This window comes from Caballeronia sp. LZ029 (genome assembly GCF_031451275.1).
GTDB lineage: Bacteria > Pseudomonadota > Gammaproteobacteria > Burkholderiales > Burkholderiaceae > Caballeronia > Caballeronia jiangsuensis.
This window is the reverse complement of record NZ_JARUXO010000002.1, coordinates 864,749-891,073: the sequence shown is the minus strand read 5'-3', so window position 1 is coordinate 891,073 and position 26,325 is coordinate 864,749. Positions and strand designations below refer to the sequence as shown.

At 63.4% G+C, this 26,325-nt stretch carries 25 protein-coding genes and 1 riboswitch; of the genes, 18 read left to right on the top strand and 7 right to left on the bottom strand.

From position 1 onward, the window contains the following. Positions 1-40: 40 nt before the first annotated feature. Positions 41-967, bottom strand: a complete 927-nt coding sequence (locus QCE73_RS18885; protein WP_029672430.1) for a LysR family transcriptional regulator — start codon at positions 965-967, stop codon at positions 41-43. 175 nt (positions 968-1,142) lie between these two features. On the opposite strand from QCE73_RS18885, the gene QCE73_RS18880 reads away from it, so the two are divergent. The 13 genes from QCE73_RS18880 to QCE73_RS18820 all read left to right on the top strand — a co-directional run bounded on the left by QCE73_RS18880 (position 1,143) and on the right by QCE73_RS18820 (position 15,508). Next, the gene (locus QCE73_RS18880; protein WP_309882988.1) at positions 1,143-2,492 is read left to right on the top strand and encodes an NAD(P)/FAD-dependent oxidoreductase; all 1,350 of its coding nucleotides are present in this window, start codon (positions 1,143-1,145) and stop codon (positions 2,490-2,492) included. Positions 2,493-2,523: 31 nt separating this feature from the next. Next, complete coding sequence (locus QCE73_RS18875; RefSeq protein WP_035500367.1) at positions 2,524-2,958, top strand: RidA family protein; 435 nt, start codon at positions 2,524-2,526, stop codon at positions 2,956-2,958. A 20-nt stretch (positions 2,959-2,978) separates the two neighbouring features. After that, the gene (locus QCE73_RS18870) at positions 2,979-3,656 is read left to right on the top strand and encodes a DUF1028 domain-containing protein (RefSeq protein WP_309882987.1); all 678 of its coding nucleotides are present in this window, start codon (positions 2,979-2,981) and stop codon (positions 3,654-3,656) included. After that, positions 3,649-4,812, top strand: a complete 1,164-nt coding sequence (gene argE, locus QCE73_RS18865) for an acetylornithine deacetylase (protein WP_309882986.1) — start codon at positions 3,649-3,651, stop codon at positions 4,810-4,812. The genes QCE73_RS18870 and argE overlap by 8 nt, the downstream gene beginning before the upstream one ends. A 77-nt stretch (positions 4,813-4,889) precedes the next feature. Continuing rightward, positions 4,890-6,311: a cytosine permease gene (locus QCE73_RS18860; RefSeq protein WP_035500369.1), complete on the top strand. Its 1,422-nt coding sequence runs from the start codon at positions 4,890-4,892 to the stop codon at positions 6,309-6,311. Positions 6,312-6,510: 199 nt separating this feature from the next. Continuing rightward, positions 6,511-7,842 (top strand): epoxide hydrolase, encoded by a 1,332-nt coding sequence (locus tag QCE73_RS18855; protein WP_309882984.1) that lies wholly within the window; start codon positions 6,511-6,513, stop codon positions 7,840-7,842. A gap of 203 nt (positions 7,843-8,045) precedes the next feature. Beyond that, positions 8,046-9,065: an alcohol dehydrogenase gene (locus QCE73_RS18850; RefSeq protein ID WP_035500373.1), complete on the top strand. Its 1,020-nt coding sequence runs from the start codon at positions 8,046-8,048 to the stop codon at positions 9,063-9,065. Positions 9,066-9,237: 172 nt separating this feature from the next. Continuing rightward, positions 9,238-9,642 carry a thioesterase, FlK family gene (locus tag QCE73_RS18845; protein WP_309882982.1) on the top strand — a complete coding sequence of 135 codons (405 nt, stop codon included), beginning with the start codon at positions 9,238-9,240 and terminating at the stop codon, positions 9,640-9,642. Between the two features lie 27 nt (positions 9,643-9,669). Continuing rightward, complete coding sequence (locus tag QCE73_RS18840) at positions 9,670-11,013, top strand: AMP-binding protein (protein WP_309882981.1); 1,344 nt, start codon at positions 9,670-9,672, stop codon at positions 11,011-11,013. After that, a complete protein-coding gene (locus QCE73_RS18835) occupies positions 11,010-11,780 on the top strand; it encodes an enoyl-CoA hydratase/isomerase family protein (protein WP_309882980.1) in 771 nt (256 codons plus the stop codon). The genes QCE73_RS18840 and QCE73_RS18835 overlap by 4 nt, the downstream gene beginning before the upstream one ends. Beyond that, positions 11,777-12,496 (top strand): HAD family hydrolase, encoded by a 720-nt coding sequence (locus QCE73_RS18830; protein ID WP_309882979.1) that lies wholly within the window; start codon positions 11,777-11,779, stop codon positions 12,494-12,496. The genes QCE73_RS18835 and QCE73_RS18830 overlap by 4 nt, the downstream gene beginning before the upstream one ends. Then, positions 12,493-13,626 (top strand): branched-chain amino acid ABC transporter substrate-binding protein, encoded by a 1,134-nt coding sequence (locus QCE73_RS18825; RefSeq protein ID WP_309882978.1) that lies wholly within the window; start codon positions 12,493-12,495, stop codon positions 13,624-13,626. Before QCE73_RS18830 ends, QCE73_RS18825 begins: the two co-directional genes overlap by 4 nt. A gap of 76 nt (positions 13,627-13,702) precedes the next feature. Further along, complete coding sequence (locus tag QCE73_RS18820) at positions 13,703-15,508, top strand: sigma 54-interacting transcriptional regulator (protein WP_309882976.1); 1,806 nt, start codon at positions 13,703-13,705, stop codon at positions 15,506-15,508. Here QCE73_RS18820 and QCE73_RS18815 read toward each other — a convergent pair. The 6 genes from QCE73_RS18815 to glyA form a co-directional block, all read right to left on the bottom strand. Next, complete coding sequence (locus tag QCE73_RS18815; protein ID WP_309882975.1) at positions 15,505-16,107, bottom strand: dimethylsulfoniopropionate lyase; 603 nt, start codon at positions 16,105-16,107, stop codon at positions 15,505-15,507. The genes QCE73_RS18820 and QCE73_RS18815 overlap by 4 nt on opposite strands. Positions 16,108-16,144: 37 nt before the next feature. Next, positions 16,145-17,341, bottom strand: a complete 1,197-nt coding sequence (locus QCE73_RS18810; RefSeq protein ID WP_309882973.1) for a Xaa-Pro peptidase family protein — start codon at positions 17,339-17,341, stop codon at positions 16,145-16,147. 13 nt (positions 17,342-17,354) lie between these two features. Beyond that, entirely contained in the window at positions 17,355-18,479 is a 1,125-nt protein-coding gene (locus tag QCE73_RS18805; protein ID WP_309882971.1) for a hybrid-cluster NAD(P)-dependent oxidoreductase, read from the bottom strand. 124 nt (positions 18,480-18,603) lie between these two features. Next, positions 18,604-19,152, bottom strand: a complete 549-nt coding sequence (locus QCE73_RS18800; RefSeq protein WP_309882969.1) for an N-acetyltransferase family protein — start codon at positions 19,150-19,152, stop codon at positions 18,604-18,606. A 27-nt stretch (positions 19,153-19,179) separates the two neighbouring features. Beyond that, complete coding sequence (locus tag QCE73_RS18795; RefSeq protein ID WP_309883160.1) at positions 19,180-19,788, bottom strand: helix-turn-helix domain-containing protein; 609 nt, start codon at positions 19,786-19,788, stop codon at positions 19,180-19,182. Positions 19,789-20,487: 699 nt separating this feature from the next. Beyond that, positions 20,488-21,735 (bottom strand): serine hydroxymethyltransferase, encoded by a 1,248-nt coding sequence (glyA, locus tag QCE73_RS18790; protein WP_238294908.1) that lies wholly within the window; start codon positions 21,733-21,735, stop codon positions 20,488-20,490. 264 nt (positions 21,736-21,999) lie between these two features. Further along, positions 22,000-22,107, top strand: a riboswitch (guanidine-I (ykkC/yxkD leader). A 58-nt stretch (positions 22,108-22,165) separates the two neighbouring features. Here glyA and QCE73_RS18785 point away from each other — a divergent pair. From QCE73_RS18785 to QCE73_RS18765, 5 genes are read left to right on the top strand one after another with little or no spacing between them, the layout of a single operon-like run. Beyond that, positions 22,166-23,230, top strand: coding sequence for a putative urea ABC transporter substrate-binding protein (locus tag QCE73_RS18785; RefSeq protein WP_309882966.1), 1,065 nt, complete (start codon positions 22,166-22,168; stop codon positions 23,228-23,230). Between the two features lie 30 nt (positions 23,231-23,260). Further along, the gene (locus tag QCE73_RS18780; RefSeq protein WP_035511461.1) at positions 23,261-24,085 is read left to right on the top strand and encodes an ABC transporter permease; all 825 of its coding nucleotides are present in this window, start codon (positions 23,261-23,263) and stop codon (positions 24,083-24,085) included. Then, the gene (locus tag QCE73_RS18775) at positions 24,082-24,855 is read left to right on the top strand and encodes an ABC transporter ATP-binding protein (RefSeq protein ID WP_309882964.1); all 774 of its coding nucleotides are present in this window, start codon (positions 24,082-24,084) and stop codon (positions 24,853-24,855) included. Before QCE73_RS18780 ends, QCE73_RS18775 begins: the two co-directional genes overlap by 4 nt. A gap of 17 nt (positions 24,856-24,872) precedes the next feature. Further along, positions 24,873-25,580: an urea amidolyase associated protein UAAP1 gene (locus tag QCE73_RS18770; RefSeq protein WP_309882963.1), complete on the top strand. Its 708-nt coding sequence runs from the start codon at positions 24,873-24,875 to the stop codon at positions 25,578-25,580. Between the two features lie 13 nt (positions 25,581-25,593). Further along, positions 25,594-26,238 carry an urea amidolyase associated protein UAAP2 gene (locus QCE73_RS18765; protein WP_035511453.1) on the top strand — a complete coding sequence of 215 codons (645 nt, stop codon included), beginning with the start codon at positions 25,594-25,596 and terminating at the stop codon, positions 26,236-26,238. Positions 26,239-26,325: the final 87 nt, after the last annotated feature.

The following is a 26,325-nucleotide window of genomic DNA, read 5'->3' as shown; positions in this document are numbered from 1 at the left end:
GCCTATGCAGCGCGGATAACTTCTCCATTCGATGCGCGCATCATGTATCGATATGCAGCCGCCGGATATAAGTCTCGCAAAAGGAAGAGAAGCGATGCACGACCTGCCTCGGGCGCATTGTGCGCGATTGCGCGATGCCCAGCGTCGTCGCGTTGACGTTGTCCTTGAAGCGCTTAATCACGAAGTCTTCGCCGTCCACCGTGCGATTCGATTTGAGCGGAAAATTGAGGATGCTGTAGCCGAGACCGTTCGCCACCATGCCGCGCACGACCTCCGGCTGCGATGAACGAAACGCGGGCACGGGGCGGCTGCCGACCGCATCGAAGAGCGCGGCGAAATACTCGCGGCTATGCGGCAGATCCAGCATTACGTAAGGCTCCGGCAGCAAGTCGGCGAGCGATACCTTGCGCGCTCGGGCAAGGCGATGCGTCTTCGGCAGGATCGCGTATGGCGGCAAGGAAATCAGCGGCGTGAAGGCGATGTCCTCGGTCAGATCCAGGCTATAGGTGAGCGCGATATCGAGCGAGCCGTCATGCAGGCCGCGCAGCAAACCATCCTGATGTGCCTCGACCGTGCGAAACGAAATGCCCGCGTGGCCGGCCGTGAAGTGGCTGATGAGACCCGGCATCAACGGCGGCGCGAGCGAAACGAGGCAGCCGAGCGCGATGGAGCCGGTCATGCCGCCATCCATTTCCTTCGCGGCCATTTGCAGTTCTTCCGCGATCTTCAGCAGATTGCGCGCTTGGCCGAGCAGATCGCGGCCCGCCTGCGTGAGCGACAGACCGCTCGCGTGACGTCGGATGAATAGCTGCACGCCGAAAGATTCTTCGAGATCGGCGAGGGCGGTCGATATCGACGGCTGCGAAATATGCAGTCTTTTCGCCGCCGCGGTGAACGACAACGCTTCCGCCGTGACGACAAAGTAGCGCAGCTGCCGCAGCGAGTAGCGCAAGGGATGAATTTCCATCGACGATGCTCCTGAGATCATGCTTCGATGGGCCGCATTGTGAAGCGCTCAAAATTCACTGCATAGCCAAATCCGATGCTATGCATTTTTTAAATATATTTTTCAGATTTGGACGGGACGCGTAGATTTTCACCAAGACATCACGGATACAACGGCCTTTCGGAAGGACATAGCCATGACAGTGGAAAGGAAATCAATCGACACGCTCGTGGTCGGCGCAGGACAAGCGGGCGTCGCGATGAGCGAACATCTGAGCAAGCTCGGCGTGCCGCATCTCGTGCTGGAACGCGATCGCATCGCGGAGCGCTGGCGCACGGGCCGATGGGATTCGCTCGTCGCCAATGGTCCCGCATGGCACGATCGTTTCCCTAATCTGGAATTCGCGAATTTCGATCCCAACGCGTTCGCATCGAAAGAGCAGGTCGCGGAATACTTCGTCGACTATGCGAAGAAGTTCGATGCGCCCATCCGCACGGGCGTCGAAGTAAAGAAGGTCGTGCGCAATGCAGGGCGGCCGGGCTTTACCGTCGATACATCTGAAGGAACGATCGAAGCGAATCGGGTCGTCGTGGCGACAGGGCCGTTCCAGCGCCCCGTGATTCCGCCGATCGCGCCGACGAGCGCAGCGCTCACGCAGATCCATTCCGCCGACTATCGCAATCCGCAGCAATTGCCCGAAGGCGGCGTGCTGGTCGTGGGCGCGGGATCGTCGGGCGTGCAGATCGCCGATGAACTGCAGCGCGCGGGCCGCCGCGTGTATCTGTCGGTAGGCGCGCACGATCGTCCGCCGCGCGGCTATCGGGGACGCGACTTCTGCTGGTGGCTCGGCGTGCTCGGCGAATGGGACGCGGAAGTGATGAAGCCCGGCCGCGAGCACGTGACGATTGCCGTGAGCGGCGCGCGCGGCGGCCATACGGTGGACTTCAGGCGTCTCGCGCATCAGGGCATCACGCTCGTCGGCCTGACGAAATCGTTCGACGATACCCGCGTCACATTCGAAGCCGATCTCGCGGACAACATCCGCCGTGGCGACGAGAACTACCTGTCGCTGCTCGATGCCGCCGACGCCTATGCGCGCCGCAATGGCCTCGATCTTCCCGAAGAGCCCGAAGCCCGCAACATTCCCGCCGATCCGGAATGCATGACGCATCCGCTCTTCGAACTCGATCTTGCGAAAGAGGGCGTGACGTCCATCATCTGGGCGACGGGTTATGCCGTCGATTTCACCTGGTTGCAAGTCGATGCATTCGACGACAAAGGCAAGCCGAAACATCAGCGCGGCGTCGCGAAAGAGCCGGGCATCTATTTTCTCGGCTTGCCGTGGCTGTCGCGCCGTGGCTCCGCGTTCATCTGGGGCGTGTGGCACGACGCGAAACATATCGCCGATCACATCGTCACGCAGCGCAAATACCTCGCGTATTACGACGCGCCGCAACATCACGACGACGAAACGCGCGTCGAAAGCGTCGAGGCCGCACCGGACGAATCGCGCGTGCACAAGGTCAGCGAGATGGGCGTCAACTGATTTCAAACAATCCCGTATCAAGGTGCATTCGATGAGCCAACCCACGCATACCCGTATCCGCATGTTCAACACCAAGGATACGTATCCGAATCAGACGCTCGATAACGATCTTTGCCAGGCCGTGCGCGCGGGCAATACCGTTTATGTGCGCGGTCAGATCGGCACGGATTTCGACGGCAATCTGATCGGTCTGGGCGACCCGCGCGCGCAGGCCGAGCAGGCGATGAAAAACGTGAAGCAATTGCTCGAAGAGGCGGGCAGCGATCTATCGCACATCGTCAAGACGACGACCTATCTCACCGATGTGCGCTATCGCGAGCCGGTGTATCGCGAAGTCGGCAAGTGGCTGAAAGGCGTGTTTCCGATTTCGACGGGCCTCACCGTGGTGGCGCTCGGTCAGCCCGAATGGCTGATGGAGATCGACGTGATCGCCGTCATTCCCGATGGATGGACGCCTCAGGCCTGAGCGACGTAAAAGGAGGGCACATGACTTTTTCTATCGTCGGACGATGCGAAGAGACAGGGCAACTCGGCATCGCGATCAGTTCATCGAGCATCGCGGTGGGCGCGCGTTGTCCGTGGGTGCGCGCGGGCGTCGGTGCGGTCGCGACGCAGAACATCACGCTGCCCGCGCTCGGTTCGCAGATTCTCGACCACATGGAAAGCGCGAAGCTCGATCCCTCGGCGGCGCTGGATCGCGCGCTGGCCGCAAACGAATGGAGCGAGTATCGCCAGGTGACCGTGGTCGATGCGCAGGGCCGCACAGCGTTCTTCAGCGGCAAGCAGGCGCTAGGCACGTATCACGCGGTCGCGGGCAGGCAATGCGTCGCGGCGGGCAACATGCTCGCGGGCGTTCACGTGATCGAAGCGATGATTCCCGCGTTCGAGAACGCCTCCGGCCATCTCGCGGACCGGCTTCTCGCGGCGATGCATGCCGCGATCGCAGCGGGCGGAGAAGCGGGCCCCGTGCATTCGGCGGCGCTGAAGATCGCGGGCGAGCAAAGCTGGCCGTTGGTCGATTTGCGCGTGGACTGGGCGGATGACGATCCCATCGGCAAGCTCGATGGTCTCTGGCAGGCGTACAAGCCGCAGATGCAGGACTACGTGACCCGTGCATTGAATCCGACCGCCGCGCCGAGCTACGGAGTGCCGGGCGATGAATGACATGACGAGCCGCGATCTGCTCGAGCGGCTGATCGGTTTCGCGACGGTCAGCCGCGATTCGAATCTCGAGCTGATCGAATTCATTCGTGATTACCTCGCGCAACATGACGTCGAAAGCGAGCTGTTCTACAACGCAGAGCGCACGAAGGCGAACCTGTTTGCGACGATCGGACCGCGCGATCGCGGCGGCATCGTGCTGTCGGGACATACGGATGTGGTGCCGGTCGATGGCCAGCCATGGACCGTCGATGCATTCCGCCTCACCGAGAAGGATGGCCGCCTGTATGGCCGCGGCGCCGCCGACATGAAGGGCTTTCTCGCATCGGTGCTGGCCGCGGTGCCGATGCTGCTGAAGCGCGAACTGAGGTTGCCCGTGCATCTCGCCTTCTCCTACGACGAGGAAGTCGGATGCCTCGGCGTGCGGCCGATGCTCGCGCAACTGGCGCAACGCGCGCACAAGCCCGTGCTGTGTCTGATCGGCGAGCCGACGTCGTTGAAGCCGGTGCTCGGACACAAGGGCAAACTCGCGATGCGCTGTCAGGTGAAGGGCGCGCCGTGTCATTCCGCATACGCTCCGTATGGCGTCAATGCAATTCAATACGCGGCGCGTCTCATCAATCGTCTGGAAGAGATCGGCGAGAAGCTCGCGCAACCCGAGCATCACGACGCGCGTTTCGATCCGCCGTATTCCACTGTGCAGACGGGCACGATCAAGGGCGGCCGCGCGCTCAATATCGTGCCGGCGGAATGCGAATTCGACTTCGAAGTGCGCGCGCTGCCGGGCTTCGACGCCGGCACGGTCGCCGACGATTTGCAGACATACGCGCAAGCCGAATTGCTGCCGAAGATGCGCGCCGTGAAGTCCGACACCGACATCACCCTGGAAGCGCTGTCCGCCTATCCCGCACTCGCGACGCCGCCCGACAGCGAAGCCGCGCGCCTGCTCGCGCTGCTCAGCGGTTCGTCGGAATTCGGCACGGTGGCGTTCGGCACGGAAGGCGGACTCTTCGATCACGCCGGCATTCCGACGGTCGTATGCGGTCCCGGCAGCATGGATCAGGGACACAAGCCCGACGAGTTCGTGACCGTCGAACAACTCCGCGATTGCGACGCGATGCTGATACGGCTCGCGGACCATCTCTCGACCATTGCCTGATTACTCAAGCGCCTGAAGCGACCCCGACGCCCCGAGCGTCAGGGCATCGCTTTGCCGCGCGCATTAAGGAGACGACTTTGACTAACGCGCAACGCAATGCTGCTCCGCTGATCGAGAAGCACACCATCGGCTACGTGCCGCCCGAGGATCGTCACGGCAAGGTGCGCGATCTCTTCACGCTATGGTTCGGCGGAAACATCGCGCCCTTGCCGATCGTGACCGGCGCGCTCGGCGTGCAGATCTTCCATCTGAACCTGTTCTGGGGCATCGTCGCGATCATCGTCGGTCAGGCGGTCGGCGGCGTGCTGATGGCGCTGCATTCGGCGCAGGGTCCGCAAATGGGCATCCCGCAGATGATCCAGAGCCGTGCGCAGTTCGGTTCGTGGGGCGCGCTGCTCGTGACCGTCATAGCAGGCGTGATGTACGTGGGTTTCTTCGCGTCGAATATCGTGCTGGCGGGAAAATCGCTGCATGGGATCGAGTCGTCGGTGTCGGTGCCTGTCGGCATCGTGATCGGCGCGGTGGGATCGGGACTGATCGGCATCATCGGATACAAGTTCATTCATATCCTGAACCGCATCGGGACATGGGTGCTCGGTATCGGTATCTGCGTCGGTTTCGGCTACATCCTCACGCATATCTCGACGAACGATTTCCTCACGCGCGGCGGCTTCGACTTCGCCGGCTGGCTCGCGACGGTCTCGCTCTCGGCGCTGTGGCAGATCGCGTTCGCGCCCTACGTCTCCGATTATTCGCGCTACCTTCCGGCGAACGTGCGCGTCGCATCGACGTTCTGGGCGACGTATCTCGGCTGCACGATCGGCTCGACGCTCGCGTTCGTGTTCGGCGCGGTCGCGGTGCTGGCGGTGCCGCCCGGCGCCGACGCGATGGACGCCGTGAAGCTCGCCACCGGACCGCTCGGCCTGCCGATGCTCGTGTTGTTCCTGTTGAGCGTGATCAGCCACAACGCGCTGAATCTCTACGGCGCGGTGCTCGCGTCGATCACGTCGCTGCAAACCTTCGCGTATCGCTGGATTCCGACGGCGAAGGCGCGCGCGGTGTTGTCGGTCGTGATTCTGCTCGCGTGCTGCTACTTCGCGATCGGTGCATCGACGAACTTCGTTGCGAATCTCGTCGATCTCGTGCTCGCGCTGCTCGTCGTGCTGGTGCCGTGGACCGCGATCAATCTCATCGACTTCTATGTGATCCACAAAGGCAAGTACGACATCCAGTCGATCTTTCAGGTGGACGGCGGCATCTACGGGCGCTTCAATCCGCAGGCGCTGATTGCTTACGCGATCGGCATCGCCGTGCAGATTCCGTTCATGAATACGCCGATGTACGCGGGCCCCGTGCCGAAGTACCTCGATGGCGCCGATCTGTCATGGGTCGTCGGATTGCTGCTGACGTCGCCGGTTTATTACTGGCTCGCGTCGCGCGATACGGTCTATCGGCGTCGGCAGAACGGCGCGCAGGTGGCATCCGGTGCGTCGCGGTAACAAATGAAGCGATGTCGGGCGGGACTTTTTCCCGCCCGACAAAAGTGTTGTACGTCCGCCTGCGTTTACGCATCATGTGCATATGCACATAATCGCGTCACCTGCTGCGAAAAACCCTTCGCGGCGCATCGAGGCGGTGACGATCCAGGGTTTGTCGGCATGCATCGCTCCTCCTCGCTCAAGTATTCAGGAGGTTTGTATGTCGAACGATATTTCTCTCGAAACGCCGTCGCGCCGTCACTTCATCGGCATCGCGGCGGCGACGCTCGCCGCGGGCGCATTGAGCCGTCTCGCCTTCGCCGAACCGGCTCCGGGCAACGCGGAAATCGTGCAGGTGAAGGGCGGCGACAAGACCGCCATTCGCCCGCTTCGTGTGCACGTTCCGGATGCGCAACTCGCCGATCTGAAGCGGCGCGTCAAATCCACGCGCTGGCCCGAACGCGAAACCGTCACCGATGCATCGCAAGGCGTGCAACTCGCGACGATGCAAAAGCTCGCGCGCCACTGGGCGACGGACTACGACTGGCGCAAGGTCGAAGCGCGGCTCAACGCGGTGCCGAACTTCGTCACCGAGATCGACGGTCTCGACATCCACTTCATCCACGTTCGCTCGAAACATGCGAACGCGTTGCCGGTCATCGTCACGCACGGCTGGCCCGGATCGATCATCGAGCAACTGAAGATCATCGATCCGCTGACCAATCCGACGGCACACGGCGGCCAGGCATCCGACGCGTTCGATGTGGTGATTCCGTCGCTGCCCGGCTACGGTTTCTCCGGCAAACCGGCGGCGACCGGCTGGGACCCGCAACGCATCGCACGCGCGTGGATCGCGTTGATGAAGCGTCTCGGCTATACGCGCTATGTCGCGCAAGGCGGCGACTGGGGCAACGCGGTGACCGAGCAGATGGCGCTCATCGCGCCGCCGGAACTCATCGGCATTCATACCAACATGCCGGCCACGGTGCCCGACGATATCGCGCACGCCCTCAAGTTCGGCGATCCCGCGCCCGCGGGTCTTTCGGCGGACGAGGCCCACGCGTTCGAGCAACTCGACTTCTTTTACAAGCACGGTCTCGGCTACGCGCAGGAAATGGCGAATCGGCCGCAGACGCTGTATGGCATCGAGGATTCGCCGATCGGCCTCGCCGCATGGATGATCGATCACGACGCGGCGAGCCAGGCGCTCATCGCACGCGTGTTCGACGGTCAAACGGAAGGTCTCTCGCGCGACGACATCATCGATAACATCTCGCTCTACTGGTTCACGAACACGGGGATTTCCTCGGCGCGGCTGTACTGGGAGAACAAGCTCAATTTCTTCGCGCCGAAGCACATTGCGATTCCGGTCGCGGTGAGCGTGTTCCCGGACGAGATCTATGCCGCGCCGAAAAGCTGGACGGAGAAGGCCTATCCGAAGCTGATTCACTACAACCGTCTGCCGAAAGGCGGGCACTTCGCGGCGTGGGAACAGCCGCAAGCGTTCTCGGACGAGGTTCGTGCGAGCTTCCGCTCGCTGCGTTCGGCGTAGGGCAATGCGCGATGACTTCGCGGCATCGAGTGCTTCCGTTGGCCTGGCCGCGCGGCGCATGCATCGGCGCGAGACCTGTCACAATCGCAATCTCCGACGTTCCTCGACGATGCGGTCGGGATTGCGATTTTGCCGGGCCGTGTCATCCGATTGCGGCGTGCCAGCCGCGCCGCGCGTGTTTCTCCCATGACAAGGAGCAAGCGATGCCAACGATGCAGGCAGTGCAGGTAGCGAAAGCGAACGGTCCGCTGGAAGTCGTCGAGCGCGACGTGCCGGAGCCGCCCGACGGACACGTGTTGATCAAGGTGCAGGCTTGCGGGATCTGCCACAGCGATTCCCTGACCGTCGAGGGTCTGTGGCCCGGCCTTCAGTTTCCGCGCGTGCCGGGCCATGAAATCGCGGGCGTGATCGAGAAGCTCGGCGCGGGCGTCGAAGGATGGGAGAAGGGGCAGCGCATCGGCGTGGGCTGGCACGGCGGGCATTGCGGACATTGCGAGCATTGCCGTCACGGCGACTTCGTGCTTTGCCAGCGCGCGCTGGTGCCGGGCATCAGCTATGACGGCGGCTATGCGGACTACATGGTCGCGCCGCAGGAAGCGCTCGCGCGTATGCCCGACGATCTCTCCGATGTCGATGCCGCGCCGCTCCTTTGCGCGGGCATCACCACCTTCAATGCGCTGCGCAACAGCGGCGCGCGCGCGGGCGATGTCGTCGCGATTCTCGGCATCGGCGGGCTCGGCCATCTGGGCGTGCAGTTCGCGCGCAAGATGGGCTTCGTGACGGCGGCGATCGCGCGAGGCAAGGACAAGGAGCCGCTCGCGAAGCAGCTCGGCGCGCATCACTACATCGACAGCGAATCGCAGAACGTGGCCGAGGCGCTCAAGGCGCTCGGCGGCGCGCGCGTCATTCTGGCGACGGCCACGAGCGGCAAGGCGATGAACGCGGCCATCGGCGGTCTCGGGCTGAACGGCAAGCTGATCATGGTCGGGATATCGGAAGAGCCCGTCGAGGTGCCGATCACGCAGTTCATCATGGGCCGCAACTCGGTGCAGGGCTGGCCGTCCGGCACGGCGGCGGATTCGCAGGAAACCCTCGCGTTCAGCGCGCTGTCGGGCGTGAAGCCGATGATCGAGGAATTTCCGCTGTCGCGCGCGGCCGAAGCGTACGCGCGGATGATGAGCGGCAAGGCGCGGTTCAGGGTGGTGCTGACGCCGGGGAAGTGAAGCGCATCACCGTAAGACAATCCGACGACCGTTTCGAATCGCAACGTTAAGAATCTTTCCACTCCTTCGATTCGCCGCATCCGCAAAACCCGCAAAGCCCCGCCAGCCGGGGCTTTGACGCATATGGCCCGCGCCTTGCGTTGATTGCGCTCCAGACAACCCGGAGCCGCACATGATCGAACGAGGCCGAGCCGCCACGCTCACCCACACCGTCACATCCGCCGATCTCGCATCCGCTCACGCGCAAGGCGCGGGCGAACGCTATCCCGACGTGCTGTCCACGCCCGCGCTGCTGTCGCTGATCGAGCGCGCGTGCGCCGAAACGCTGCGCGAAGCCGTCGGCGATGGGCAACTGTCCGTCGGCGTGACGACGCATCTCAATCATCTCGCGCCGACGCCGCTCGGCGCCGACGTCTCCGCGACCGCGACTTTCCGCGATCTCGAAGGCGCGCTGTACTGGTTCGACATCGTCGCTTCCGACGCGGGCGGCCCGGTCGGCACCGCGAGTCACGCGCGCGCCATCGTCGAGCGATCCGCGATCGAAGCGCGCGCCGCGAAACGCCGCCGCACCGAATGACGCATCCACACGACGAGAGAAAAGCACATGGCTGATCATTCCCCGACGCGCGGCGTCTACTTCGACGAAGCGTTCGAAACGCTCCCGCCCGCCGACGTGCGCCGTCATCAGGACGCGCTCTGGGCGTCGCACTGGCCGTATCTGCGCGCGATGTCCGCGTTCTACCGGACGCGGCTCGCACACTGGATCGGCCGCGACGACGTCACGCTCGACACGCTTCAGGAGATGCCCTTCACCGAGAAGGACGAACTGCGCGTGAGCCAGGAAAGCGCGTCGCCCTACGGCGATTACGTCGCGTGCGCGGAAGGCGGCATCGCGCGGCTGCATCGCACGTCGGGCACGACCGGCCGGCCGCTGATTCTCGCGAACAGCGCGCGCGACGCCGCGGATATCGCCCGCGTCGGCGCGCGCTCGATGTGGGCCGCGGGCCTGCGCCCGGACGATCGCGTCGTGCATTGCCTCAACTACTGCATGTGGACCGGCGGCTTCACCGATCACACGATTCTCGAAGCCACCGGCGCGACGGTCGTGCCGTTCGGCGTCGGCAATACGCGGCTTTTGATCGACTCGATTCTGAATCTCGGCATCAACGCGATTTCCTGCACGCCGTCTTATCCCGCGCTGATCGAACAGGTGTTGCGCGAAACCGGCGGCCCCGCGCCGCGCGATCTCGGGCTGAAGCTCGGCTTGTTCGGCGGCGAAGCGGGCCTCGACAATCCCGAGCTGCGCGCGGCGATGGAAGAGAAGTGGGGCTTCAAGGTGCGCAACGCGAACTTCGGTCTCTCGGAAGTGCTGAGCATTCTCGGCGGGCAGACCGGCTGGACCAACGATCTGCTCTATCACGCGGGCGATGTCGTGTTCGCCGAGATCATCGATCCGCAGACGCTCGCGCGCTTGCCGATCGAAGCGGGCACGACGGGCGAACTCGTCTGCACGCACTTGCGCAAGCAATGTCAGCCGCTCGTGCGCTATCGCACCCGCGATGTCGTCACGGTGACCGCCACCGATCCCGGCCCGGACGGCCGCAGCGCGTGGCGTTTCCGCGTGACGGGCCGCACCGACGACATGTTCAACGTGCGCGGTGTCAACGTGTTTCCGGGCGCGGTGCGGCTCGCGGTCGAGTCGCTGCCGCAATGGGCGTCGGGCATGTTCCGCATCGTGCTGAAAGGCCCGGGCCCGTATGACCGCATCGCGATGACGGTCGAGGCCGCGCACGGCTTGCCCGTGCCACGCTGGGACGATGCCGCGACGCGCATCGAAGCGGCCGTGCGCGAGCGCATCGGCGCGAGTGCAAGCGTCACGATGGTCCCGTTCGAGCATTTTCCGCGCACCGAAGGCAAGACACGCTGGATCGACAAGGAGCCCGCATGAGCTACGTGAAGACACGCATGGATGGACCCGTTTGCATCGTGACGCTCGATCGTCCCGAGCGCATGAACGCGATCGGCGGGCCGCTGCTCGACGACCTGCACGACGCACTGCAACGCGCGAACGATGACGCCGCCTGCCGCGTGATCGTGCTGACGGGCGAAGGCCGCGCGTTCTGCGCGGGCGACGACCTGAAGGAATTCGGCGAGCAGAGCGCGAGCGATGCAAGCATCCGCAGCCATATCGAACGGATTCAGCGCATCACGCGCGATCTGATGTTCAACGCGAAACCGGTCGTCGGCGCGGTGCATGGCTTCGCCGTCGGCGGCGGTTTCGAGTGGATGCTCAATTGCGACATGGTCGTCGCGTCCGACGATCTCGTCGCGTTCTTTCCGGAGATGGAGTGGGGGCAGTTCGTGACAGGCGGCGTCACGCATCTGTTGCCGCAGGCGATCGGTCATCAACGCGCGATGGAACTGTGGCTGCTCGGCGAACGGCAAAGCGCGCAGTCTTTGTTGTCGATGGGACTCGTCAATCGCGTCGTGCCGCGCGGCGCGATGCTCGACACGGCGATGACGCTCGCGGCGCGCATCGCGGATAAGTCGCCCACGTCGATCGCGCGCCTCAAGCGGCTCGTCACCGCGGAACTATCGGACACGCTTTCGCGCAGTCTCGAACTCGAATTCGCGGCGACCATCGACGCCTTCGCGGACCCCGACGCCGCCGAGCGCGTGAAGGCCTTCGCGACGCGCAAGGAGAACGCACGATGAACCCGAAAGCCCTGACGTTCGATTACTTCGGCACGCTCGTCGATGTCGATCGCGGCGGCACGCTCGGCATGGCGGAAGTGCTGCGGCGGCTGTCCGTCGAAACCGGTGACGCGCCGTTCGACATCTATCTCGACTGGGACATCCGCAATGTGCGGCTCTATCGCGGCCAGGCGTACGCGCGTTATCGCGATGTCGCGCAGCAGGCGCTCGCGGCCGTGCTCGATGCGCGCTGGCCCGGCGCGCGCCGCGGCCACACGATGGATGCGCTGACCGACGTGTTCCTCACGCATCTCGTCGAGGCATCGCCCGCGCACGAGGACGCGGCGCCGTTTCTCGACTGGGCCGCGTCGCGCTATCCGCTCATGCCGATCACCAACATGGACAGCGACCTGTGGCGACGCACGCAGCTCACGCGCTACTTCGAGCACGTGACGACGGCGGAGATGGCGCAGTCGTACAAGCCGTCGCAGGCGATCTTTTCGCTCGCGCTCGACCGCCTCGCGCTGCCCGCGCAGGACGTGCTGCATTGCTCGCTCGCGAGCTGGGCCGATATCGATGGCGCGAAGCCGCTCGGCATGGCGGTCGCATGGATCAATCGCGGCGGCGATACGCTCGGCACGTGGCAGCCGCGCCCGGATTTCGAGTTCGACACGTTGTCGCCGGTACGGGACGTTCTGGATAGTCTGTCATTCACAGCGACTGGGGAAACGATATGAAACCGATGAAGATGGCGATGGCGTGCGTCGCATCCGCTGCGTTGCTATGCAACGTTGCACAGGCGCAGCAGGTGGTCAAGATCGGCGTGGCGGGGCCGCTCACGGGCAGCGCGGCGCAAAGCGGCAAGGACGACGAGCGCGGCGTGCGCCTCGCCATCGACGAGCTGAACGCGAAAGGCTTCACGATCGCCGGCAAGCCCGTCAAATTCGAGCTGATCTCGATGGACGATCAGGGCGATCCGAAAGTCGGCGTGAACGTCGCGCAGAAGCTCGTCGACGATGGCGTGTCGGCGGTGATCGGCCATTACAACTCGGGCGTGAGCATTCCGGCGGCGCGCATCTACAACGATGCGCATGTCGTGATGATGACGGGCGCATCGTCGAATCCGGATCTCACGCATCTCGGCTATCCCTACGTGTTTCGCCTCGCCACCAACGACAACGTGATGGGCGGGCGCATGGCGGTCTATGCATCGAAAGTGCTCGGCGCGCAGCGCGCCGCCGTGATCGACGACCGGACCGCATACGGCACGGGCGTCGCCGACGTGTTCATCAAGACCGCGCAGAAGGAGGGCTTGCAGATCGTCGCGCGCGAATACAGCACCGACAAGTCGACCGACTTCAAGGCGATCCTCACGCAGATCAAGTCGCGCAATCCGCAGGTCGTGTTCTACGGCGGCTACTACGCGCAGGCAGCGACGCTCGCGCGGCAGATGGGCGAGCTCGGCGTGAACGCGACGCTCGTCGGCGGCGACGGCATCTGTTCGCCAGAGTTCGACAAGCTCTCGGCGGGCGTCGCGGACAAGCGCATGTTCTGCGCGCAAGGCGGCGCGCCGCTCGACACGCTGCCCGACGGCAAGACCTTCCGCGCGAAGTTCAAGAGCGCGTTCAGCGCCGATGTCGATACATACGCGCCCGCGTTCTATGCGGCGACGCTCGTGGTCGCCGACGCGATGCAGAAGGCGGGATCGGCGAAACCCGAGGTGTTCGTGAAGACCTTGCGCGACCAGTCGTTCGCGAGCATCCTCGGCCCCGTGAAGTTCGATGCGAACGGCGACTGGATCGATGCGCCGGTCACGGTGTACCGGCTGAACGGCGGCGCGCTGACCGCGATCGCCCAGAAGGACTGAAGCGCCACGCGACGCCGGGCGGCGGGATTTTGTCCTGATATATTCGAAGCCGTTGCCCGACCGTTCGCAGGGAGACATGGCCACCGTCGCGCTCGATCCCGACATCGCCACGCTGGAGAGCGCGCTCGCGTCTCCCCGCTGGAGCTTCGCGCGCCGTCTCGCGGCGCGCGAAGCGAAGGCGTGCATCTTCACGCTGGATCGCGGCGGCCATGTCCTCGAAGGCGCCGCGCATATCGCCGATGCCACGCTCGATGCGTTCTTCGCGCAGTGTCCGTCCGAGCGCCTCGCCGCGCTCGCGGAAGCGGCGACGGCGACATCGGACGGACGCTGCGTGATGCTGTCGATGCAAGGCGCGGCCGCATCGGTGGCGCAGGCGTTCGCACTGCGCGTCGATGCGCATGGGCGGCGTGTCTTTCTCGTCGCGTTGCGTCCGCCTTCATCCGACGATCCGACGCCCGCGCCGTGGATCGCACTGCTCGGCGCGACGCTCGACGTCCTGCTGCACAGCGCCTTCGATCTCGCCGCTTACGACACGCTCGTCGAGGAACAGCGCGCCATCATCGATCATATCGGCGATGGTCTGATGGTCTTCGGGCGAGGCCAGGTGCTGAGGCACGTCAATTCGGTCGCGGGGCGCATCCTCGGCATCGATCCGAAGACGAGCATCGGCAAGACGCTCAACGAGGTGATCGACTTCGAGCCGATCGTCGGACCGATTTATCGGACGGGCGTGGGCTATGTCGATCGCGAGCTGATCATCGATTCGCCGGCGCGGCATCTGCATCTGCTCGACACCGCCATTCCGATCAAGAACCGCTGCGGCGAAGTAGTGTCGGTCGTCAACACGTTTCGCGAGATGCGGCGCGTGCGCAAGATGGCCGGGCGCTACGCGGGCAATCACGCGCGCTTCACGTTCGGCAGCGTGATCGGATCGAGCGCGGGTCTGAAGCGCGCCGTCGATGCCGCGAAGAAGGCGGCGCGCGGCGCATCGAACGTGTTGTTGTCGGGCGAGAGCGGCGTCGGCAAGGAAGTCTTCGCGCAGGCGATCCACAATGCGAGCGCGCGCGCCGCGCAGCCGTTCATCGCGATCAACTGCGCGGCGTTACCCCATGCGCTGATCGAAAGCGAGTTGTTCGGCCATGCGCCCGGCAGCTTCACCGGCGCGGCGCGCGATGGCCGCCCTGGCAAGTTCGAATCCGCCGATGGCGGCACGGTGTTTCTCGACGAGATATCGGAGCTGCCCATCGACGTGCAGGCGAAGCTGCTGCGCGTGTTGCAGGAGCGCGAAGTCACGCGCATCGGCGATACGCGCGGCATTCCCGTCGATGTGCGCATCATCTGCGCGAGCAATCGCGATCTCGCGTCGATGGTGCTCGCGAAGACCTTCCGCGAAGACTTGTACTACCGCTGCAATGTGATCGAAATCACGATCCCGCCGCTTCGCGAGCGTCGCGAGGATATCCGCGCGATGGCGGCATTCTTTCTCGATCGATACTGCACGCGCATGCACAAGGCGACGCCCGAGATCGCGGAAGAGGCGTTGCGGCAGCTCGAAGCGCACGACTGGCCGGGCAATGTGCGCGAGATCGAGAATCTCGTCGAGAAGATCGTCAATTTCAACGAGGGCGAGCGGATCGCGGATGTGTCGTCGTTGCTTGGCGGTGCGTCTGTCGCGCAGACGGGCGGCGCGTCTGCGGCGCATCGTGGCGCGCCGGTTTCGCTGAAGGAAGCGGAACGCATCGCGATACAGGCCGCGCTCGAAGCGTGCGGCTTCAATGTGACGAACTGCGCGAAGCTGTTGCAGGTGTCGAAGCCCGCGCTGTACGCGAAGATGAAGCGGCATGGGATTCGTATCGAGAGGTCGATACGGCAGCCTGGCTAGTCGCCGTCTTTCGTCAGCAGCGACCAAACGGCGAGAAACGGCACGGAACCCGATCGCATCGCATGCGGATTGTTGCGAACGTTATGAATGCCCCCGCCGATACCCGGATCGATCCGTTCGCCGCCGTCCTGCCGGAATTCACCGGGCGTGAAGAGCACATAGGCTTCCTCGGGCGGATGGCTGTGGTCGGGATAGCGCGTGTGCGGCAGCATCAGCGAGAAGCCCAGTTGCACGTCATAGCGGCTTTCCGCGCCACCGGGCCCGCAGATCATGCCGTGCACGTGCGCGTCGATGTAACCGTCGCTGCCATTCACGCCCGATGAGCGGCGAGACCATCCGAGATCGGGTTCGAGCGATTTGATCGCGCGTGCGGCGGCGCCGAAAGCGGTGTCGTCGTCGATGAACGGTGCAAGCGTGGCGTCGAGCCACTCGCACGCGGGATAGCGCGTGTGGTGCCGCACGCCGTCGTCGGATGGCGTCTGCAGCCGCTCAAAGACGCGCGCGGCGACGCGGCGTCCGCCTTCCGGCAGTTTCTCCGACTGGAACAGCTTCTCCGCAATGGCGATGAAAGCCGTCACGTTATCCGGACGACGATTCATAAGAGACTCCCTTGTAACCAGGCGCTTCGATTCTCCGTCACAACCAGTCCGTTTCAAAGCCGCATGTCGTGAGCGGCACGCAGCCGTGCTGCGTGAGCACGACTTGCTGTTCCAGCTTGACGCCCTGACTGCCGCCTTCCGCGCCGATATAACTTTCCACGCACAGCGTCATGCCGGTTTCGAAACGGCCGTCATAACCTGCGCTGTCCCAGTCCACCCGATGCGCGATCGACGGATATTCATCGACCATGCCGATGCCATGCGCCACGCAGCTATACCGGTTCTTCAGATACAACTCTGGAATTTTCCACGCTTTCTCGCTGAATTCGCGAAACGTCATGCCGGGACGCAACAGATCCATGTTGAAGTGGACTTGCGACCAGGCGAGTTCGTACAACCTGCGCTGCTCGTCCGATGGCCGCGCGTCGCCCACGATCCACGTGCGCGAAATATCCGAGCAGTAGCCGTGCGGACCGACCATGTCGGTATCGAACGCGAGCAGCTCGCCGTTTTGCAGTACGCGCGAAGAGCATTCGTGCATCCACGGATTGGTGCGCTCGCCGGAGGCGAGCAGCCGCGTCTCGATCCACTCGCCGCCGTGACGGATGTTCTCGAAGTGAAGATGCGCCCATAGTTCCTGCTCGGTCATGCCGGCTCGCAGCTCGCGTCTCATGCGCTCGATGCCCTTCTCGCATGCGCGCAGCGATTCGCCGATCAGCACGAGCTCGCCCGCCGACTTGATCGCGCGGGCGTCTTCCATCATCGCCTGACCGTCGAGCAGCGTGAGGCCGCCTTTCACGAGAAGCGCCGTGCCGATGGGATCGAGGCGATCGACCGCGAGCCGGCATTCACCGCGCGCGTGGGCGCGGATCACGTCGATGATTTCGTCCGCCCAGCGCTCGGCGCGACTTTCGGCTTCGTGGCCCGCATTGAAGTAGATCCAGCTCACTGCACTGCGCAGTTCGACGCTCAGGTCCAGCGCGTCCCACACGTGTTCGCAACTATGGAACTCCCACGCGACGATACGGCCATCGGCGAATACCATGATGTAGCGCGACGGATTGCGCGCCGTCCATATCTGCATGTTCGACGTGTCCGTCGCGTAGCGGATGTTGACGGGGTCGTACAGCAGGATCGCGGGGCATCGATCCTGCTTCAACTGCTCCAGCACGCGCGCGAGACGGTACGTCCTCACGTCGCGCAGGGTTTGCGCCTTGTCTTCGGAGTCGATCACGCTGCCTGTCTCCTCACAGCTCCAGCACGAGGTCCGAAGTCGGACGGCTGCAGCACAACAGACGAAAGCCCTTCTGGACTTCCCTGTCGCGGATGCCGCCGTTGTGTTTCATGTCGACGGTGCCTTCCAGCACGCGGGTCTTGCATGTGCCGCACACGCCCTGACTGCACGACGACGCGACGGCGACGCCCGCCTTCTTCGCCGCCGACAGCACCGTCTGCGACGCGTTCATCGTGAACGACTTCGACGAGCGCGAGAGCCTGACCGTGAACGTGTTCGACGCAGCGGGCGCGGCTTCAGGCTCCGCCGCGACGCCCGCGCCGATATCGAAGCTTTCCTGGTGATAGCGCGCCGGGTTGTGACCGCCTTCCCGAAGCAGCGTGCGCACCGCGCTCATGTATCCGGCCGGGCCGCACGTGAAGACTTCGCGTTCCAGATAATCCGGCGCCCACTGCGACAGCAACTGAAGACTGAGGCGACCTGTAGGAGCATTCCAGTGCGCTTCGTCGCCGATGCCCTCGCACACGAAATACACGCGCAGCCGGGGCGAAAGCTTCACGTGCCGCGCGAGTTCATCGCGGAACACGATATCGGCGGGCGTGCGCGCGCTATGAATGAAGACGATGTCGCGGTCCAGACCGAGATCGATGCTGGCGCGCGTCATCGACATCAGCGGCGTGACGCCGGAACCCGCGGACAGGTACAGCGATTTCGTCGCGGGCGCGGCGGTCGGCGTGAAGGCGCCGGAAGGACCATACGCGCGTAAGGTACTGCCGGGCTTCATGTTGTCGTGCAGCCAGTTCGACACGGTGCCGCCCGGAACGCGCTTGACCGTGATGGACAGCAGAAACGGACGCGTCGGCGCGGATGAAATCGTATAGCAGCGCTCGACCGATTGCCCCCGCACGTTCGCCGATATCGTCATGAACTGACCCGGCTCGAACCGCACGGGCAATCCGTCTTCCGTGCGAAATTCGAAGCTCCTGACATCGTGCGTTTCATCGATGACGCGGCAACATGTCAGCGTCTGCTGCTCGCCGCTCGGCCAGAGCCGGCCGCCGTGTTCCCAGGTGATGGCATCGGCGAGGCGGTCGTCGAGATCGAGAGCGGGGGCGAAGTTTCTGTCTACGGAGTTCATGGCGCTCAAAGTGCGTTTGCAATGAGCGCAGTATTGGAGCGCGCAAAAACACCGTCAACGCGCTTTATTTTCCGTTTTCCATAACTTCAAATTATGCGTAGTTTCGTGACGCTGGCTGGTCCGTTCAGCCGTCCACGGGTTGCGCGGGCGTCTCCAGATTGAGCTGATAGAACGCCGCGTCCAGCCAGCGGCCGAACTTGAAACCGGCTTCCCTGACGGTTCCGGAGTGCGTGAAGCCCAGGCGCGTATGCAGGCGGATGCTCCCTTCATTGGACGCGTCCACGCAACCGACGAGCACATGAACCTGTGCTTGCCTCGCGCGATGAATCAGCTCGCGCAACAGACGCTCGCCGAGCCCGAGTCCGCGGCAATCGCGATGCACGTAGACGCTGTGCTCCACCGTGTACTTGAACGCGGGAAATGCGCGGAACGTGCCCCAGCTCGCGAAGCCCATCAGCTTGCCCGATGCATCGAATGCGCCCACGACGGGGAAGCCGCCCGCGCGTTTCGCCGCGAACCATGTCGCCATGGCTTCGACGGGGCGCGGCTTGTAGTCGTACAGCGCGGTCGAATTGACGATGGCTTCGTTCAGGATCTCGAGGATGGCGAGCGCGTGATCGGCCTCGTTGCAGTCGATCAGGCGCACGTCGTCGTGCGGGGCGGTGGTGTTCATTCGGTATCCGTTCAGGCTGAGGATGAATCAGGTCGCGGGCGCGTCGCCGATGGCGAGGATATAGCGCGCTGCTTTCGAAGCAGGGTTGCTGAAGATCAGCGGGCGGTCCAATCGCATTGCGAGGCAGTCGCCTTGCTGGAGCGCGTGAAGTTCGTCGCCGATCACGATGTCGATGCGTCCGCTCATCACCCAGACTTGCTGATGCATTGTCGATTCGCGTCCGCTCCGTTCGTAGGCGACGCGCGCGCCGGGTGGGAAATCCACTTCGACGAGTTGGAATGGGGACGGCCAGCCCGGAGGCGACAGGTTTCGGCGCGTGTAGCCGGATTCGGGATCGCGCCATTTGAGTTGCTTGTTGCGGCGGGCGAGTGGGTCCGCTGGTGTGCCTTCCTGTTCGCCGCCGAAGAGGCTGGCGAGGGATACGCCTAGGCCGGCGGCGAGCTTGTCGAGTACGACCGCCGTCGGGCTGGCGGCGCCGCGTTCGATCATCGAAATCATCGAGCGGCTTACGTTGCAGCGGGCCGCTAGCGTGTCGAGGGTGTAGGCGCGGGCGGCGCGCAGCTCACGGATGCGATCGGCAATGCGTTGGTTTATGTCGCCGCTGGCGGGGGGTTCTTCGGGCGTTGTATCTAGCATAGTGGATGTAGTTTCCAGTAAACTAGATGTTGATGTCAAGGGGTTCGTCGCCGGATCCCGGTTTCTTTTTGGTCTATTAGCTCTGCCCCTGTGCGGGGCGGCAGTCACTTTCTTTGCTGCTGCAAAGAAAGTAACCAAAGAAACAGCTTCTCACCGCCCGCGGTCACACGCAGTTTGGCCATGCTTGCCAGCCGCCAATGGCACTCGCCTAAGTGTCGCCCCCAAAGGCCCAACCGGGCTTGGCTCGCGCACGGTCTGCCGCACCAAATGTTTTAGAGCGCTGGTTCAGCACCAAATAGCTTCGGCACAGCGCTACGCGCTGCCGTTGGGTATGCGAGGGAAACCATCGAAGAAGAAGCGCACGCGCACCCGATTGACCCCTCGGCCGCGAAGCGGGCCGGAGCTTTTTGGTGCTGAACCAATTTGTTATGTGGTGCGAGGTGTCAGACCGTGCGCGGTCCAAGTCTTTGTCTGCTTGTGGGGGCACTCGCTACTGCCGGGCCATTAGGCCAATCGTCTGTGCCGCGGCCGGTGTGAAGTGCTTAGGCTGGGGATAGCTGTTTCTTTGGTTACTTTCTTTGCAGCAGCAAAGAAAGTGACTGCCGCCCCGCACAGGGGCAGTGCTAATAGACCGACGCGAAACCGGGATCCGGCAAAAGCCTGCAGCGTGCTGCAAGCTCCCGCCAAGATCCTCGACCCTCAACCGTACACAGGAAACCGCTTCGTCAACTCAGCGACCTGCGCGCGCACGCGCTCAAGGTTACCCGCATCTTCCGGGCTTTCGAGCACATCGGCGATGAGATTCCCAACGATCTCCGCTTCCTTCACGCCGAATCCACGCGTGGTCATCGCCGGCGAGCCGAGTCGTACGCCGCTAGTGACGAACGGCTTTTCCGGATCGTTCGGAATAGCGTTCTTGTTGACCGTGATGTGCGCAGCGCCGAGCGCAGCTTCAGCAGCCTTGCCGGTGATCTTCTTGGCGCGCAAATCAACGAGCATCACATGACTTTCCGTGCGGCCCGACACGATGCGCAGACCGCGCTTCACGAGCGTCTCGGCCAGCACCCGCGCATTATCGACGACGCGTTGCTGATACTCCTTGAACTCCGGCGACAAGGCTTCCTTGAACGCGACGGCCTTCGCAGCAATCACGTGCATCAGCGGCCCGCCCTGAATGCCCGGGAAAATCGCGGAATTGATCTGCTTCTCATACTCGGCCTTCATCAGGATCACACCACCGCGCGGTCCGCGCAGGCTCTTGTGCGTGGTCGTGGTGACGAAGTCGGCGTGCGGCACTGGATTCGGATACACACCCGCAGCGATGAGTCCGGCATAGTGCGCCATATCGACCATCAGATACGCGCCGACACTCTTCGCGATCTTCGACAGTCGCTCGAAGTCGATCTTCAGCGCAAACGCCGACGCCCCCGCGACGATCAGCTTCGGCTTGTGCTCGTTCGCGAGCTGCTCGGCCGCTTCGTAATCGATGTCCTCGGCTTCGTTCAGTCCGTAGCTCACCACGTTGAACCACTTGCCCGACATATTGACCGGCGAGCCGTGCGTGAGATGGCCGCCATGCGCGAGACTCAGGCCCATGATCGTGTCGCCCGGCTTGAGCATCGCGAAGAACACGCCCTGATTGGCCTGCGAGCCGGAGTTCGGCTGCACGTTCGCAGCTTCGGCGCCGAAGAGCTGCTTCACACGATCGATCGCGAGCTGCTCGACCACGTCGACATACTCGCAGCCGCCGTAGTAACGCTTGCCCGGATAACCTTCGGCGTACTTGTTCGTGAGTTGCGAGCCCTGCGCGGCCATCACGGCCGGGCTCGTATAGTTTTCCGACGCGATCAGTTCGATGTGATCTTCCTGACGACGATTTTCATCGTTGATGGCGGCCCAGAGTTCCGGATCGACGTTTTCAACGGTGCTGGCTGCGCGACTGAACATGATGGTTACCCATGTGAGAAGAGAACGGGTTGCTGCGGGAACTCCGACTGTCCCGTATTCCATCGAAAGCCGGCGCATCCGGATAGAAGAATTCCGACATTACGCTGGAATGCGGGCACCCGTTTGGTGCGCCCGTGCGTCGGGCACATCGCGGATGCGCTTCGTATCTGTGCACGAATCCGCGCGATTGACGCCGAAGCCACGTAGTTTCAGCCCTGGCACGCTTATCGCATAACGAGCTTCAGGAGTGGCAGTCACAATCTGGCAATGGATGACTAGGGTTCCGGTCCGCATCGATGTCGATGCGCGATGCTGGTCCGAGAGTTGTCGACCTCGAACGAGGTTACACGGCGGGACAAAAGCCCGGGAGAGAACGCGATGCGTCGCGCCGCTCCTGCCGTCGATAACCGTTCAATGCGAGGTCAACCTCATGCGCGTCCGTTTTTTCGCCGCTGCCGCCGTCGCTCTCTCCGTCTGTTTCTCCACGCCTTCATTCGCTCAGGCCCGCAAGGACTTCAAGGTCTGCTGGACCATCTACGCCGGCTGGATGCCGTGGGGCTACGCCAAGACTCAAGGCATCATGTCCAAATGGGCGAAGAAGTACGGCATCAATGTCGATGTCGTGCAGCTCAACGACTACATCGAATCGATCAATCAATACACCGCCGGCAAGTTCGACGGCTGCGCGATGACCAACATGGACGCGCTGACCATCCCGGCGACAGGCGGCGTGGACAGCACCGCGCTGATCGTCAGCGATTACTCCAACGGCAACGATGGCGTGCTCATCAAGGGCGCGGGCAAGAAGGTCGCCGATCTCAAGGGCCAGCCGGTCAATCTCGTCGAGCTTTCGGTGTCGCACTATCTGCTCGCGCGCGCGCTCGAATCGGCAGGGATGAGCGAGCGCGACATCAAGACCGTCAACACGTCCGATGCCGATATCTCCGGCGCATTCGCAACCGCCGACGTGCACAACGCGGTCACATGGAACCCGATGCTCGCCGATCTCAAGGCGAAGCCCAACGTCACCGAAGTGTTCGATTCGAGCCGTATTCCCGGCGAGATCATGGACATGATGGTCGTCAACACGAAGACGCTGCACGACAACCCCGCGCTCGGTAAAGCACTTACCGGCGCGTGGTTCGAGATCATGCAGACGATGCACGGAACGTCGCCGGATAGCGAGGCCGCGCTCACGTCGATGGCCAAGGCGTCGGGCACCGATCTCGCCGGCTACAAATCGCAGCTCTCGACCACCGCGCTGTTCTACACGCCGCAACAGGCGCTCGACTTCGCGACGAGCCCGAACATGCCGAAGATCATGACGCGCGTCGCGCAGTTCTCGTTCGATCACGGTCTGCTCGGCAAGGGCGCGCCGAACGCGGGCGCGGTCGGCATGGCGTTCGAGAACAACGTGGTCGTCGGCAGCAAGAGCAATCTCAAGCTGCGTTTCGATCCGACCTATGTGCGCATGGCCGCGCAAGGCAAGCTGTGAGCGGCGCGGCGTTCTGAAGAGGAGAGGCCCATGCGGCTCATCAACCGACACCCCGGCCGCACCGGCAGTCTGATGCTGTTGCTGCTGCCGTTCATCGTGCTCGTCGCGGTGTATTTCACCGGCTCGTCGATTCGCCTGCAGGCGAACCCCGACGACAAGCTGTTGCCGTCCGCGACGCAGATGAAGGCCGCGCTCAACGAGTATGCGTTCACTGAGGACAAGCGCACGGGCGAGCATCTGATGCTGAGCGACACGGTATCGAGCATGAAGCGGCTCGGTATCGGGCTCGTCGCGAGCGCGGCCATCGCGCTCGTGTTCGGCATCGTGACGGGCAGCATTCCGCTTGTTGGCGCGACGCTTTCGCCGTTCATCACGGTGATATCGATGATCCCGCCGCTCGCCGTCCTGCCGATTCTGTTCATCGTGTTCGGCCTCGATGAGCTGTCGAAGGTCGTGCTGATCGTGATCGGCATCACGCCGATGATGATCCGCGATCTGCAACAGCGCACGCGCGATATCCCCGAGGAATTGTGGATCAAGGCGCAGACGCTCGGCGCATCGAGCTGGACGTTGATCCTGCGCGTGATCGTGCCGCAACTGCTGCCGCGCCTGTTGATCGCGCTGCGGCTCGCGTTGTGTTCCGCGTGGCTCTTTCTGATCGCGGCGGAAGCGATTGCATCGACGGATGGTCTCGGCTATCGCATCTTCCTCGTGCGCCGCTATCTCGCGATGGACGTGATCCTGCCGTATGTCGCGTGGATCACGCTGCTCGCCTGGCTCATCGACGAAGCGCTGCGCCGTCTCACGCAATGGGCGTTCCCCTGGTATCAGGAAGGTCGCGGAGGCCGCGCATGATCGAGATCCGCAACCTGTGGAAGCAATACGACGATCAGGTCGTGCTGGAGCGGCTCAATCTGCGCATCGCGGAAGGCGAGTTCTGCTCGATGGTCGGCGCGTCGGGCTGCGGGAAGTCGACGTTTCTGCGCATGCTGCTCGGCCAGGAACGCCCGACGCGCGGCGAGATTTTGCTCGATGGCGAGCCCTTGCCGAGCGAGCCGGACCCGCATCGCGGCGTCGTGTATCAGCGCTATTCGGTGTTCCCGCATCTGACCGTGTTGCGCAACGTGATGCTCGGGCTGGAACTGCCGCACGCGCGTTTCACGGGACGTCTGTTCGGCGCGCGCCGCCGTCTCGCACGCGATGAAGCCGTCGCGATGCTGGCGCGCGTCGGTCTTGCCGATTCGCTCGACAAGTATCCGCATCAACTCTCGGGCGGCATGCAGCAACGCCTCGCGCTCGCGCAGGCGCTCGTGATGAAGCCGCGCGTGCTGCTGCTCGACGAACCCTTCGGCGCGCTCGATCCGGGCATCCGCCGCGACATGCACGAACTGCTGACGGGCCTCTGGCGCGAAGCGAAGCTGACCGTCTTCATGGTCACGCACGACCTGAAGGAAGGCTTCACGCTCGGCAGTCGCGTGCTGGTATTCGACAAGGTGCGTATCGACCCGCAAGCGCCGCAGGCATACGGCGCGCGCATCACTTACGACATTCCGCTCGAACGCAACGGCGTGCGCGAAGCGCAGCCGGCGATTGAAGTTCCCCCGCTGCTCGCCGTGCCCGCATGATCGAAAGGACATTACACATGAACGAAATCCTGCTCGAAGAAACGATTCCCGGCGGCGGCCATGCGTCGCTGATCGTGAAGCGCGGCCAGTTGCTGCGCATCACCGACGTGCACGGCGGCGCGAACGTCGCGATGCTGCTTTTCAATGCCGCAGAAAAGAGCGAACGTCTGAACCTTCCCGACACGCTCAAATGCCAGCACACCGCGAAGCTGACCAAAGGCCATTGCCTCTATTCCGACATGGGACGCGTGCTGGCTGCCATCGTCGCGGATACGTGCGGATGGCACGACAGCCTCGCCGGTGTATCGAATGCGGCGGAAGTGTTCGAGAAGTACGGCGAAGGCCGCTATCAGGAACTGCGCAACGCGTTCTATCGCAACGGCACGGACAACCTGCTCGTCGAACTGGGCAAATGGGGCCTCGGCATCGCGGATCTGCTGATGACGCTGAATCTCTTCAGCCGAGTCGACGTGACCGATGCAGGCGCGTTGCATTTCGTGCAGGGCAATTCGCAGGCGGGCGACGCCATCGAACTGTATGCGCCGATGAATACGCTCGTCGTGCTGACGGCGATCCAGCATCCGCTCGATCCGAATCCCGAATACGCGCCGAAGCCCGTGAAGCTCGCGCTGAGCAATGCGGATGCTCAAGTCGCGGAAATCTGCCGCACATCGTGCGATGAAAACGCGCGCGGCTTCATCAATACCGAACGATTCTTTCTCTGAGCGAGAGACGCGCATGACGACATCCAATCTCACGGCCAGCACGCTCGATCCAGTCAATGCGATCTTTCGCGAGACCTTGCCCGCGGGCGAACCTTGGCTCAAGGAACTGAAGGCGGGGCAGACGCTGCGCATCCGCGACGTCGAAGGCAATCAGGCCATCGATACGCTCTTCTACAGCGCCGCCGATCCGCGCGAGCGTTACGACGCGCAACGCACGCTGCGCCGTCAGCAAAGCCTCTATCTGACGACGGGCACCGTGCTCTATTCGAACCTCGGCAATCCGATGCTGACGATCATCGCGGACACATGCGGGCGGCACGACACGCTCGGCGGCGCATGCGCGCAGGAAAGCAACACGGTGCGCTACGCGCTGGAGAAGCGCTACATGCACAGTTGTAGGGATAACTATCTGCGAGCCTGCGCGCACGATGGCAGGCTCTCGAAGCGCGACATCGCCGCGAACATCAACTTCTTCATGAACGTGCCGGTGACGGCCGAAGGCGGCCTCACGTTCGAGGATGGCATTTCGGGCGCGGGCAAGTACGTCGAGCTGCGCGCCGAGATGGACGTGATCGTGCTGATCTCGAATTGCCCGCAACTGAACAATCCGTGCAACGCGTATAACCCGACGCCGGCGGAGCTGACGATATGGAACTGAGCACCTTGCGCCGCTGGCTCTACACGGTGATGAAAGCGCGCGCGCAGCGTCTGCTGCCGATTGATCGCCGCACGAAACATTGAACGC